This window comes from Mycoplasma leachii PG50, from assembly GCF_000183365.1.
In the GTDB taxonomy this organism is placed as follows: Bacteria; Bacillota_I; Bacilli_A; order Mycoplasmatales; family Mycoplasmataceae; genus Mycoplasma; species Mycoplasma leachii.
Window position 1 is genome coordinate 50,995 of the sequence record NC_014751.1, and the last position, 14,911, is coordinate 65,905.

Here is a 14,911-nt window from a genome sequence, read left to right on the forward strand (position 1 = left end):
AATAACAAAATCTAATAGATTCTAATAATCAATTTAAATTACCATTTAAAAAAACTAAATCAAAAAGACAAAAATAAAAAAAATGAAAGGATAAAAAAATGAACTCATTCAATACAAATATAATGGCATTAAATGCAAAAAATATAATTAATACTTTTTTAGGGCCTGTTTCAATAATTATCATTATTGTGCAAGTTGTAGTTTGTACTTATTTAGGTATATCGGCAATTAAAGCTTATATATCTTATTCAAATGCTGAAGATGTTGTTAAAAAAAGACACGAATTAAAAAGAATTATAGCTCTTCTTATAGGAATTGTAGTTGTTGCTTCATCTTGACCAATTATTCAATCTATTTTGAAAACAGTTGACACAAACCAAAAATTTGCCTTAAATACAATTAATTTCCTACCAATAGTATTACCAAGTTTGCATTTAAAATAGATATTAATTTTTGTTAAAAAAAGAATAAATACCAAGATTTTAAATCTTGGTTTTTTATAGAATAATCTTTTTTAAAATCTTAGAAACATTGTTTCGTAAATTAACTTAGATAAAAGACATATTTAAAATATCTATAATTTATGTTAGAATTAATTTAACATCGAAAAATTAATTAATTTTTTCAAGTCTTTTAACAGAATTGAAACCATATCAAAAAACGTTATTTTTAGATAATGTTTTTTGTTTTACACAAGCAACCACTTAGGTTGCTTTTTTCATTTTTATCTAAATCCTTAAAAATCAAAGTGTTAACAAACACTTTTAAAATAGAAAGGATTTATTTATGAAAGATAAATTTAAACAAGCTATTTATAATTTTGATAAAACTGAATGTCTACAAATTGGATATTTTACAAATGAAGCTGGCGAAATTCAAATTGAACCATTTAATCCAACAACTAAAAAAGTGCCATCTTCCTTACCAAAAGAAATCACTAGTTTAAAAGAAGCATTTAAAGATAATGAAAACGAATTTATTGACGGAATTCAATATTGAGATACTTATAATGTAACTGATATGGATAATATGTTTTGCTTTGCCAAATCATTTAACCAACCAATTGGTAACTGAAATACATCAAATGTAACTAATATGTGCGGAATGTTTTTCGGTGCTACTTCATTTAATCAAGATATATCAAAATGAGATACTTCAAAAATAAGAGATATGTCAAGTATGTTTTATCAAGCAACTAACTTCAACCAACCAATAGGTAACTGAGATACTTCAAATGTTACTGATATGAGTTGAATGTTTGCTGGAGCAGAAAATTTTAACCAAGATATTTCAATGTGAAACACTTCAAAAGTAGTAAAAAAACATAGCCAGAATATAGGCTTTGTTAACCCTGAATGAAAATCTGAACACCAACCCCAAGTTAAAAAATAAAGATATATCAAGTTATACACCTTGATATACCTAGAGAGGACAAAAAAATATGAAAAAATTGCTTACATTTCTAGCAATTTCTACATTCACTACTACTAGTGTTGGTTTATCACTTCTTGTTTTTAACAATAAAACCAGTTTAGATAAATTAACTTTTAACAATTTATCTTCATCAGAATCTAATTACATTCAAGCACCTACATTTAGAGTTGGTAAAACTTGAGATCCTAACTCAGAATTTACACCTTATATTTACACAACAGATTGACATTATGGTTCCTCATCTTTAGATGAATGAACAGATGAAAAAAGATTAAAAGGAGATACAAAATATTTAAATGGTTACTGAGCAGCTGAAGAACATTTTTTTGCTAAAACTGGAGAAATTGATTTAACTGAACTAGGTCTATCTAATTTGGATGATTTAAGACTTATTTCTCCTGAAATAAGTATTTCATTTAGTATAGAAAGATATTATAAAGAAGCAGATATTTATGATAGCACATTTAAACATAAAAGTATTCCTACTCTAAGAGGAGGATACTTTGGTTATGGCCCACCAGGTGGAGGTGAAATATACTTCAATGTTATTGATAATTATAGATTGTACGCTTATCCTGATTTAATTAAAAATCACTCTAAAATTACTAAAACTTTTAAAATAGATGATTTAAAAAATCAAGAAAATTGAATTGAATTAGAACATTTTGAAAAAAAAGGTGAACCAAACCAATTAGGAGGAGGAAAATGAACATCATTTGTTAAATTCAAATTTGAAAATAATAAACTAAAAATTTTCACTAAAATAAGATTAGTGTCAGAATCCTATAATCAAAAAGAAATTATTTTTGTTGCTGGAAAAACTTTGGCTGATAAAATTGAAATTCAACCAAATTTCAAATATTGAGATAATTTAATGCACGAAGATAAAACTTATCATTTGAACAAATTTACTTTTAATTCAGAAACATCAGATATTATTAATGATGAAAAAACCTACAAAGTTGGTACAGGTGAAAAAACTAAATCAAATAAAGAATTAGTTTTAGATAAATTCAAAGAAGAATTAAATTCTTTTAAAAGTAAAAATTACTCTTCTTTAACTGAAACATTTTTTAATAGGGCTTTTCCTAATTTTGATGAAATATTAGATGATAGGTATTTAGAATCTCATCTTAAATTTGAAAAAAATAAAGTAATATTGCCTATTAATAGTTTTGCTAAATGACCATTTACAGAAAGACCATTTAATATTCCTACACAATTTGAATTACCAGTAGAAATAAATTTTAATGCAACTTCATTTAAGTCTGAAATTAACAATAAATTTAATCAACTATCATCTGATATTAACATAATAGCTGATTATAGCATCGATATAACAGACCAAACAGTTAAAAACGAAGTTATAAATAAAGATGAAATAACAGCTCAAACATATGGTTCTAATTTATACACAAACAATACTTTAGTACATAAAATTATTGAAGATAGAATTCAAAAACTATTTATTGAACCTATTAAAAAAAATTTCTCAGAAGAAGATTTAAATAAATTGTTTGAACACACAATTAGTTTTGATACTATCAGAAAAAGAATTAAAATTAATTTTATTTCTAATTCTAAATATAAAAAAGATATATTAGATATTGAAAATAACAAAGTTAAAACAATTTATATAAATTATAATGTTTCTGGTTCTGATGAATTCAATAAAAAAATTACATTAGGTAATGGTTTAACTTTAGAGTCAGGTAAGTACTTTGATACAAAATCAAATAAATTTATTAAAGATATTCCTGAAATAAAACAAACACAAACAGATTCAAATCCTGAATTAAATACAAAACCAAAAACTTATGTTTATCACTCAGATGTTACATTAGAATGAAAATCAGATGATCCATCAGATTTTTTAGTAGTTAATGATGAAATTAAAGAACCATCAGATAATAACACTTTTAGAGAAACTTTTAATATTCCTTTAATTAATAAGTGAAATGATGAAACTCAAAAAGAATGAAATATTCAAATTACTTCAAAAAACCCAGAGCGTAAACAAAAAATTAACTATCAATTTACTATTAAAATTGAACCTATAGTTAAAGAAAATTTAGAAATTAAAAATTTAGGTTGAAAACCAGATGAAAAAGCAGATAAAAATACAAAAGAATATAATCAATGATTAATAACTCAAGAATTTTTATTTGACAAAGATGGTAATAGGCAATCAAATCCAAAGTTTGTACCAAATTTAAATCCAAAAACCGGATTCATTTCTAACTTTATTTTTGTAAGACATAATACAACTGATCCAACCCAAAATTGAGATTATGATAATTTCCCAACAGATTTAATAGATAAAGATGATAAATATGTTTTTGATGGTTTAAATTTAGACAATACATCAGAAGTTCAAAAAAGATATGAAAAACTTGAAAAAGGATTTATTGCTGAAGTTTTAGTTACTCGTGGTGGTATTGATCACTTATTTGCAGATAAAAAAAATAATTTAATTGAAAAAATAGAAAAAATAAAAGTTGACCCAAAAACTTTTAATGATATAAAAGACAATAATTCTCCAGTGCTAGTTAATAGTCATAACAATAACTCCATTGGTGGATTGTGACATTATAGAATTACTTTAAAAGATTATATTAAACCTGAATACGATGAAAAAGGTATTCAAAAAGTACCGTCACCTATTGATAAAATAATCAAACCTACTGAATATTTACCAGGAACTACTATTCATAAATATGTTTATATAGACCATAAATACACTGATAATGTTGATACTAACTTTGATCCAGAACTTGAGTTATACTTAAAAGATTTCTTAAGTTTAAAAGACTTTAAACAATTACAAGAAAATGGAAAAAATAGTCAATGAAAATTTAAAAACTTTTGACAAACTAGTCAAGCAAAACACTTCATTGCGTTTTATTCAAATTTAGGAATGAGTACTTCTGAAATAAAAAAACTAGATTATGAACAAATTGTTTATTTATGAAAAAAATATATTTCTTCAATAATTCAATCAAAATCTAGTGATTTAGTAAATGTTGTTAAGCGTGATTTAAGACAAATTGAAGATTTAAATTTAAAACTAGTTAAAAATAAAACAGAAGCTAAAAAATTAATTGAAGATCATATTTTAAGAAATTTCAATTGATTATCTGAAACAAAAATAACTTTAGATGACTTAAACATTCAAATTGTTAATAGTTTTGGTCAAGTAAAAGAATTAAATGAAAATAACATTTCTGATGACTTTATTAATTTTGACAAGTCTAATAAAAATAAAAAAATGTCTATTCAAGTTAGTGCTAGTGACTTTAGTACAATACTAAAAAGAAATCAATTTAAAGTTTTTACAGTCACAAACTCTTTATATCATTTAACTTCTTTAAATGATTTCTCATTTTATGATATAAATACTAATTTTGATAAATTGAACGAACAAGACATAAGAAAATTTATTACAAATACTGTTTCTAGTCAAATTAATTCAAAATATAATAAATCAATAATTAAAAACAAAAAACAAGATGAAGATATTACTTTAACTCTAGGAAAAGATTATCAATTTTTCTTAGCTAAAAAAGAAGAAACTGATCAACAATTAGAAGAGAGCATAAAAAGAAATCAAACTTTTGCTTCTCAAGAAATCAATGATTTCTTTACTAAAGGAAAATCTTCAAATTATAGAATAGTTATTTATGCTTTAGAAAATAGTCAATATATTTCTTCATCAAATAAAAAGTGATTTATTAATGATGATAAAAAATTTAATGCTCCAAGTACAATTTTTGAACAATTAGATGTTAAAGAATTATTTAAAATTACTGATTTAGGTTGAATTAATAAAAAACAATATGAAAAGATTACTTCTTTAGATTTAATGAATAAATTAATTGAACTAAATAAAAATAATATTAAAAAACTTGGATATGATAGTTTATCATCTAAAGAATTTCTAAATGAATTAAATTTAGTTAAGAATAAAGAAGAAAGAGCAGGACCAAATAGATTTATTAGAAATTACACTTTTGATATTATTTCTAAAAATAATAGCAAAATATTTAAAGGCACATTAACAGGTAAATTTCAATCTCCAAATAATACTAATATAGTTGAAAAGGCAAGAATAGATAATATTTTTAAACACAATACTATAATTAGAGTTAAAAAAATTGAACAACCCGAAAGTAAAGAATATTTTTGAAATAAAATAATTGAACACTTTAATGACACAATTTCAAGACTTACTTTTAAACCTGAAAAAGATGAATTTGAAATTGAAATCCAAAAAAAATCTAATTCATATTATGAAATAATAATCACCGCTAAAAATGAAAATAAGCATTTTACAGGTTCAACTAACATTTTCTTTATTGAAGACTCAACAATTGATGAAATAATCAAACCTGAATTACCTGATGAAGATAAGTCACCAGAACCTGGATATAATGAATTTTCTCCAGATGATTCAGATTCATCAAGAGATGATGATTCAACTAATAGAAGAGATGAAAATATACCAGGTGATAATTCATCAAGAAATCCCGATAGTAGAACACCAGGTTCTAATTCAAATAGAGATGGTTCTTCATCAAATAGAAGTGGTAATGAAAATGGTTCTAGATCAGGTAATGAAAATGGAACATCATCAAATCCAACAAATCCATCTAATGAAGAGCAACCAGGAGATTACGTTAGTCCTCATAAACCAGGAAACGTTTCTCCTGAAAGTGAAACAAATACTAATGATAAATGATGGGAAAAAGAAGATGACACTTTAGAACCAACTCCAACACCAAAAGAACCAGAAGATAAAATCAAACCTGAGGAAAAATGAATATTAGGATTAACTAAAAAAGATAGAAATTGAATTATAGCAGCTGGTGTTTTAACTCTAGGAGCTAGTTGAGTAATTACTTACTTCTGGTGAAGAAGAAGAAAATTAATTAAGAAAAACAAAGTTATTAAAATTTCAAACAAAAATAACAAATCTAAAAAAAGAGATAAAAATGTTTAAAAAAAGAAAAAGTAAATATAAAAATGGAATATGAAAATACAAAGTAATTCCTTATATGATAAAGATAATAAATTTATTGCAATAAAAGAGTTTTTGTCAAAATGAGTATTTTCCATCTACTATATAAAAAAACAGCTTATATACCCCTTTAAAATGCGTTATACGAGATGTTAAATAAAATAAAAAATAGCGGGGGAAAACAGACCTTAAATCCCCCCCGCTATTTTTTATTTACGAAAGTTTAACCTAATGGGTTCCGTACTACTTGTTATGCAGAAACCTTATAGGTTTCTTTTTTTTATTTTCTTAAGCAAATTTAAATACAAAAAAGACTAGAAACTTATGTTCTAGTTTTTTTGGATTAAAGATTACATTTTTTCTAGTCTTTTTAGAAGTTCAATAAATTCGGGATTAGAAAATAATTCATCTACATTTTTTTGAACTTCTCTATCAATTTGTTCTTTAGTTTTTTGAGGTCAATCAACAACTAAAAAGTTGTCAACATCTCATTTATCTTTTTTTATTGTTAATTCTCCTTACTTTTGTTTTTTTTATGAATTCATACTGATTTACTTAATTCAGTTGGAGCAATTGTAACTTTTTGAGAAACAGAGTTTCTAAATATCAATAATCCTTGTCCTTTTTCACAAAATAGTAAAAATTCTTTTTGACTTTGCGTTAAACCACCATCATTAATAAGTAATTCTGCTAATTTTTCAATTTCTTCTGAATCCATTTGTAAAAACAATTTATATTGCATATTAGATAAAATTGCTCTTGATTGAGTTAAAATTCTTGGGTCAGAAAAGTCATTAATGTTTTGAGTAATTAGTCAAATTCCACCGCGTTTTTTTCTAACTCTTTTTGTTGTTTTTTTAATAAACTCTAAAGCAATTGGATTTTGTGCGTCAATTAATAAGTGTGCTTCATCAATCACTAAAATAGTATTTTTATTTGATAGTTTAGAATTTAATTCAAATTCATTTTGAGTAAATGCTGTTAATAACATAATTTGAGCTTGAATAATTTTAAAGTTAGATGATTCAATTAAAGTCTTAATATCAAAAACAATTACTTCTGAATCTTGAGTATTTAAAGTTGAATGCCCATTATATAAGTGTGAAAACTTACCAAATCCAGTAAATTCATCTTTTAAGAATTCTAAAGCATTATTTCACATTGCTTCATTTACATATTCATCTTCTTTTTCTCTATCTTTTTTAAAATCATAAAATTCATTGATTAAATCATTAATAGTAGGTCAGTCAGTTGTTTTTAAATTGAATAAATCTTTGTTTATAAAGTCTCATCTTGTATAAAGTGACTTAATCATTTTTAATATATACCTATTAATTTCATAATTTGGGTTAATAATATCAAAAAAGTGTTCTAAAAAACCAACATGATTAGATATAACTACTTCGTTTGAATTTGCTAACTTAACATCAGACTTATCTTCTAAGTGAGATTTATCTTTTTTAGTTTCATCTTTTAAATGGTATAAAATTTGCAAAGGATTTATTCTTGATTCAAAACCAGAACCCAAATTAATATGTTTTCCATTATATTTATCACATAATGTTAAATAATCATTATCTGGGTCAATAAACATCATTTTAGTTTTGTTTTGTGAAATTAATCTATCAGCTATAGCTATAGTTGACGCAGTTTTACCAGATCCAGATTTTGCAATAATAGTTGTATTAGCATTCAAAAAACTTGAATTTGGTTCTAAATTTTCAAAAGGATTTCAAATAATTAATTCACCTAAATTATTTTTACCTAAAAGAACCCCTTTATTTTGAATTAAAGCTTGATTAACAAAGGGATATGATTCACTTAAAGTTGAAGTGGTTGTTTCAATTCTGAAATTTTCTGATAGTTCATCATCTGTTCTTGGAAACATACTTTTAAAGGCGTCTAGTTGTTGAAAAGTCAAATTATTTAATGAAAAACCATCTATATTAATATCTTTTTCAATTAATTTTAGTGTTTTTTTTAAATGAAATGAGTTAGTTCTCGTAATTAAATAAATGTTAACATTTTTAATAATTTCTTTAGAATCATTAATTAATGAAACTAGATTTAATAAATTATTAATTTCAACTTCTTTTGCAGAAATTTCAACAACATTTCTTTTTTTAATATCTCTTTTTTGAAGTTCTATGTTTTCAATTGCTCTATTTAAATTTCTAGTAAATTCTTTTGCGTCATTTTGACTAATTTTAATAATAACTGTTGAATCAGTATTAACAAGGTCTAGTGCTCAAAAACGTTCTGGAAATAATGGATAACAGTCAACAACACTAATATTTGAAATAATATTTTTATTTGTTTTATAAGAGTCTGAACTAAAAGATAGTTTATTAGGTTCTAAAACGTTAGCTATTTCAATATCTTGATAATTGATGTTTTCAAATTGTTTTTCATTAAAATCGTTAATTGATGGTTCAATAATGTCTTTTAATACAGTTAAAATTTCATAAAATTCTAATTGTTTACAATTTAATTTTGTATTTAATAAATGTTCATTTAAGAAAATAGTATCTAAATTTAGTTCTTCTAAATTCTTATTATAATAAAACACATAATATTTTTTAGTTAAAATTTCTTCATCTTCTCTAGAACTTAGTATATCTATTGTTTCATAAATTGTTTGAATTTTAGATTCTTTAACATTTTCAGATAAAGTGTCTTTTTTAATGTCTTCTATTTGTTCATTTAAAATATTAAGATAGTCTTTAATATTAATTATTTTATTCATAATTACAAATGATAAATTAGATCTTAAGAATTTAAATAAATTAAAGAAATGAGTTAAACAACGTTGTCTTTCTTCTAAAGTATAACTACTAATATCATTTCCAAATATTTCAAATGCTTTAATGTATTCTAAAGATTTAAAACCCTCTGAATAAGTAGTAATAGTTGTTTGGTCATACACATTATTATAAGGGATTAATACATTTGGAGAAATTGCCATACAATTTATATCCTTTCTATATTTTCTTGTTTATTTTCAGTAAAATCTTTTGAATTAGTTAAGTTATTTGTTAAAAACTCACTATTTTGTTTTGATAAATTAGTTGATTTTAAAGATAGTTGATAAACTTCATCAATAATTTGTTTTGAGTTATTAATAATTTCAACTAGATTTAAATTTTCTTTAACTAATTGATTAATATGAACTTTAAAATTGTTTAATAATATTTTGTTTGAGTATAATTGTTGTTCTAAATCGTGATTTTCTTTTTTAAGTTGATCAATATCATTTTCTAAAAATAGAATTCTATTATCTAACTTAATAATAATTGAATCTAGTATTTGATTTTGACTAGTTAAATTAGTTATTCTAGCTTCTTTTAGTTCTAATTCAGCTTGTAATTCTTTAACTTTTTTTATTTAAAAAGTTGTGTTTATCTTTAAAATCTTGTTGATTTTTAATATCATCTGATTTTTTATTCAACAAATGTTCTTTTTTGTTTTTAATAAAACTTAAAATGTTGTTCATATATTCCTTTCTATGGGTATATTTAGGTGTATATCTTGATATACCTTTAAATAAATGTTTAATTAGTAATTTTTTTAGAATGTATTTTTTTTTTTTTTTTATATTTTTAATTTGTTCTTTAATCATTTGATTTAATTGTTCGGTTTCTTTTATTAAATCTTCATTAACTAAATTTGCTTTTAATAAATTATTTTTTTTATTAGAAGTAATTTTAAAAACTTTTGAATGATTAGTTATTTTAGATTCAGTTTCTTTTTTAAATACTTTTTTAAATCTTTTTGGAGTAATTATAAATAGAATTAATCATTTAGCTTGATGATAAACTCTGATTTCAGGTTTTTTGAAATTTACTGGTAGAATGAAAACTAATAATATTAGTGGAACAAATATTCCTGGTATTAAACGATAATTTCATAATGGAATAATTGTTAATGTTTTATATAAAACAAAACCTAGAGCAATACAAAAACTAATGTATAAAGTATCTAGTAAAGTAAGTGATTTTCATATATAAAATTTAACGTTTCTTAAGCGTTCAGGAAACATTGCTTTTGATCTCATTATTTTTTCACTTCCTTATCTTTTTTCTTAAATAAATCTTGTTTTTCTTTTAATTCAATGTCTTTTTTAAAGATATTTACTTTAAAAGGTTTTTGGTTATTTTGTAATGATAAATTAGGTTCTTTAACTTCAAAACTAGGTTTTGTTTTATTAAATTTATTAAAGTCAAATAATTTAAATGATTTAGTTTTACTAATCTTGTCAGAATCTTTTGGTATAACTTTAGATTTATTTAATTGTTTTGCAAATTTTTCAATTGATTTGTTTAATTTTTTTAATTCTTGAAGCATAAGTTTTTTATCTTCTTTTTCACTAAGTTTTTTGTAATTTTCTTTGAATTTTTCAAGAGTTGATTTTTTCTTTTCAATTTCTTCATCATTATTTTTAGTTGGTTGTTTTTTATTAACTTTTCCTTCTTTTGCTTGTAATTTATCAACTATAGAATTATTAGAATCACCTTTAGTAAGTTTGTCAAAGAATGTTTTATCATCAGAATTATTATTAAATGAATTTGGTGTAGTAAGTGTTTTAACTGTTTTTTGGTTATTTATAGCATTTTGTACATCTGATTTTAAAATTCTTCCATTTTGTCCAGACCCAGTAATTGTTGATAAATCAACATTATTAGCTTTAGCTAGTTGTTGAGCTTGACTATAAGCTTTTGATGGGGTTTTGATTTTATCAATTTTTGCTGGTTGAATTTTATCTTCAAAGAAATTTGATCTAGCTAATTCAGCAGAATTTTTTGAATTATTGATTCTTTTTTGATTTACAGCTGCTATTGAACTTTCTCCTTTTAAAATTACACCAGAGTTTCTACTTGGTAGTTTTGACTTTGCAACTTTATCAGAAATTGATTGTTTAACTGCTGCAGTAGAATTATTATTTGTTATTGAAGAACTTGAAATTTCAGATGTATCAGTTGGATTTGATGATGTATTATTCTTTTTATTTTTAAATTTAGAAATTCCAGCACCAATTCCAGCTGTAGTAATTTTTCCAGCAAGTTTTAATGCTGCAGCTGGTGATGAAACACTAATTGATTCACCAGTTAAATCACCTAAAAGATTAGCTCCTTTTGAAACAAACGTTGCTGAAGAAACAATTCCAACTAAAGTTACAAGACTTTTGATAATACTTTCACCAAAGTTTGAAATATGTCCTGCTTTTCCACTTGAAGTAATAGCAGCAACTATTGGATCTAATAATCTATTTGTAAAATAATTTAAAAATAAGAATGAAACATTTCAAATAAACATTAAGCCTAGAACAGCAAACGATTTTCCAATGATTTTTTCTCTAATATATTTTTTAAAGATTTTTTGACCATCAAAAACTGCTGAAATTCCATAAATTGGAGAAGTAATAAATAAAGTAAATAATTCCATTGATTTTTGCATAATTGCAATTGAAAATTGAATATAAGTTCAAGTTACTAAAACAGTTGTTATTAATGGAAAAATTGGATTAACATCTTCAACTCAATTTAAAAAAACTTTTATTTTCATATTTAGTGAAATGTTTTGAACATCATAAGGAAAATTAGATTTCTTAAGACCTGTTTTTAAGATATTTTCAATTATTGTTTGTGAAGCTGATTGATTTTCTAATCCAAATGCAAGTTTAATTAAATCAAAAAAGATTGAAACAACATATTGTAGTAAAAAGAAAGCTATTGGCATTGTAGAAACAAATAATGTCGCTATAACTATTCCTTTAACTGTTTGTTTGATGTGTTTTCTGGAATCTTCTTTTGCTATTAAAAAAACAAAAAAGAAGATAAATGAAATAATAGCAATAGCAGCTGCTATAATTGCGATTGTTTTAAATGCTTGTGGAAGTTTACTTACACTAAAATCATCGCCACCAAAAATTAGAAGCTTTATTAAATCTCTACCAAAAAAATCAACTATAACAGCTAATCCTGCTGGGATAGCTAAAAGTGGGAGTAGAAGACATCATAATAGAAAATTTGGTAAATTTTCAAAAATACGTCTTGTTGTATCTATAAAATCGCCTATCTTTTTAAACATTTTTATTATCCTTTCTATAAGCTTTTTTTAAGCTTTGATTTGTAAGGATTTAGAAAAAACGAAAAAAGCAACCTAAGTGGTTGCTTGTGTAAAACAAAAAACATTATCTAAAATAACGTTTTTTGATATGGTTTCAATTCTGTTAAAAGACTTGAAAAAATTAATTAATTTTTCGATGTTAAATTAATTTTAACATAAATAATTAGTCTTTTTAAGAGAAATTTAGTCAAGATGATTTAAAATTTGAAACTAATTTTTAAATAATAGTTATTTAACATTATTTTCAATAACTAGGTTTTAATTTAGGAAATCTTTTAATTGTATATGGTAATCGATCATGTTTAAAAATACCATTTCAAGCAATAATTTCTTCTACTTTTCAACCTTGCTTTTTTCATTTCTCATAATCATATTCATCATATGAATCGTCGTCAACTAAAAGCGCTTTTTTATTAACTCTTTTTTCATCACCGTCTTTATCAATTAAAATGAATTGACCATCATTTTCATAGTCTCCATAAGAGTAATATAAATCTATTTTAAAAAGTGTAGGAATAAATGCATATAAAGTAAGTTCTAGTTCATCTTTATTATTTCAATCTACAAAATCATTTTTTGTATGATTTTTTTTGATTTTCATCTTGGTTTCATATCAGCTTTGTTTGGAATCCATATCAGAAAATTTATATGTTATAGTGGTTTTTTTATTTAAACCCTCACCAGTTACTGTTTCGTTTTTATATACATACTTTACTTTAGTTTCACTAAAATCATAAGTATAAGAATCTTTATTAAAAATAGATTCATCAAGATTATCATAATTATTTTTCTTTAATAAGTAAAAGAAGTCTTCTTTTACTTTGTCAGGATAAGTGTTGTTTTTAAAACTTTCAAGTTCTTCAATTTCGACTCACATCTTTTTTCTTGAAATAATTTCATCAATATCTAAAATACCTAAAGAAACATTATTTAAAGTTGTTGATAAAGATGAAGATTTGTTATTAAGTCCAGTTGCTTTTAAATTAAGATTAACAGTTTGATTTCTACCACGTTCTAATAAACTAGATTTATTAGTTATTTCAAAAGAGATATTATTAAAAGAATTATTATTGTTAGTTAAATGTGCAGATATTTCAGATTGAAGTTTTTCTAAATTCTTATATTTTTTATTAGAAAGTGTAGAGTTTAAAGAATTAGAAACCTCTTTTAATTGCTTATTTAAAGTGGTTATGTTTGGGTCAATTATAGGTTTTAACTCATCAATTGGCTTTATTGGTTGTGGAGTAGGTTTTTTTGGTTGTTTATCAGAAATGGGTTTTTTATTGTCAGTTGGTTTAGAAACTTTTTGTTTGTTTTTATAAATAACTACAGGTGGAATTATTATAGCTGTTAGTAAAATAGGAACAGAAACTAAAGGAATTCACACAGTTTTTTTAAGTTTCATAAATATCCTTTCTATTAATATTGATTTTTAGTATTTGTAATAATTATATTTGTTTTAGTTATTCATTATTAGTTGAATACTTTTTTTGTTGAAGTATATAAAAATGTATATTTTGATATGCCTTATTTATTAAATTTTGGAAGCTTTTTATGTTTAAATTTGGATAAGGTAAAGGAGTTGGAATAGTTAAAATTTTTTACATTAGATATATCTCATTTAGACAAATCTTGATTAAATGAACTAGCTTCAAAAAACATTGCTGACATATCTCTTACATTTGATGTATTTCAAGAATTTAAATTTTGATTAAATTCTTTAGCATAAAAAAACATATAACTCATATCTCTTACATTTGATGTGTTTCAGTTACCTATTGGTTGGTTGAATGATTTTGCACCATTAAACATAGCACCCATATCAGTAACATTTGATGTGTTTCACATTGAGATATCTTGGTTAAAATTTGATGCACCTAGAAATAATCCTCACATATTATTTACATTTGAGGTATCTCAATATTGAATTCCGTCAATAAATTCGTTTTCATTATCTTTAAATGCAAATTTTAAACTTGTGATTTCTTTTGGTAAAGCACTAGGTACTTTTTTAATGGTTATCGGCATATGTTGGATTTGAATTTCACTTTTAGAGTTAACAAAATATCCAATTTCTAAACATTCAGTTTTATCAGCATTATAAATAGCTTCTTTTCTATCAGACATTTCTTTAACTTCTTCAGTGTCATCTGTTCTAGTTAGACTCATTTCATCATCTATATATGTTTGGTCAGTGTCATCAAAATCTTCGTCAAAATCATCTATATCTTGAGTAAAGTCATCATTATCATCGTCGTCATCAAAAAGTTTATAAAGTTCTTTTGTAATTTTTAGTCCTAATAAATATTCAATCATTTGTATCCTTTCTAGGTA

General features: G+C 23.7%; 8 protein-coding genes. 3 read left to right on the forward strand and 5 right to left on the reverse strand.

Features of this window, described 5'->3' with window-relative positions:
* Positions 1 to 98 precede the first annotated feature (98 nt).
* The 3 genes from MSB_RS00240 to MSB_RS05130 all read left to right on the forward strand — a co-directional run bounded on the left by MSB_RS00240 (position 99) and on the right by MSB_RS05130 (position 6,433).
* Positions 99 to 443, forward strand: a complete 345-nt coding sequence (locus MSB_RS00240) for an Mbov_0395 family pilin-like conjugal transfer protein (RefSeq protein WP_013447370.1) — start codon at positions 99 to 101, stop codon at positions 441 to 443.
* Between the two features lie 343 nt (positions 444 to 786).
* Complete coding sequence (locus MSB_RS00245) at positions 787 to 1,392, forward strand: BspA family leucine-rich repeat surface protein (protein ID WP_013447371.1); 606 nt, start codon at positions 787 to 789, stop codon at positions 1,390 to 1,392.
* 49 nt (positions 1,393 to 1,441) lie between these two features.
* Positions 1,442 to 6,433, forward strand: a complete 4,992-nt coding sequence (locus tag MSB_RS05130) for a hypothetical protein (RefSeq protein WP_013447372.1) — start codon at positions 1,442 to 1,444, stop codon at positions 6,431 to 6,433.
* A gap of 526 nt (positions 6,434 to 6,959) precedes the next feature.
* On the opposite strand, the gene MSB_RS00255 is transcribed toward MSB_RS05130, so the two are convergent.
* The 5 genes from MSB_RS00255 to MSB_RS00280 form a co-directional block, all read right to left on the reverse strand.
* Positions 6,960 to 9,416, reverse strand: coding sequence for an Mbov_0397 family ICE element conjugal transfer ATPase (locus MSB_RS00255; protein WP_013447373.1), 2,457 nt, complete (start codon positions 9,414 to 9,416; stop codon positions 6,960 to 6,962).
* Positions 9,417 to 9,821: 405 nt separating this feature from the next.
* Positions 9,822 to 10,505, reverse strand: a complete 684-nt coding sequence (locus MSB_RS00265; protein ID WP_013447374.1) for a hypothetical protein — start codon at positions 10,503 to 10,505, stop codon at positions 9,822 to 9,824.
* Positions 10,505 to 12,538 carry an Mbov_0396 family ICE element transmembrane protein gene (locus MSB_RS05045; RefSeq protein ID WP_013447375.1) on the reverse strand — a complete coding sequence of 678 codons (2,034 nt, stop codon included), beginning with the start codon at positions 12,536 to 12,538 and terminating at the stop codon, positions 10,505 to 10,507. The genes MSB_RS00265 and MSB_RS05045 overlap by 1 nt, the downstream gene beginning before the upstream one ends.
* Positions 12,539 to 12,815: 277 nt before the next feature.
* Positions 12,816 to 13,982 carry a hypothetical protein gene (locus MSB_RS00275; RefSeq protein WP_013447376.1) on the reverse strand — a complete coding sequence of 389 codons (1,167 nt, stop codon included), beginning with the start codon at positions 13,980 to 13,982 and terminating at the stop codon, positions 12,816 to 12,818.
* 122 nt (positions 13,983 to 14,104) lie between these two features.
* The gene (locus MSB_RS00280) at positions 14,105 to 14,893 is read right to left on the reverse strand and encodes a BspA family leucine-rich repeat surface protein (protein WP_013447377.1); all 789 of its coding nucleotides are present in this window, start codon (positions 14,891 to 14,893) and stop codon (positions 14,105 to 14,107) included.
* Positions 14,894 to 14,911 lie beyond the last annotated feature (18 nt).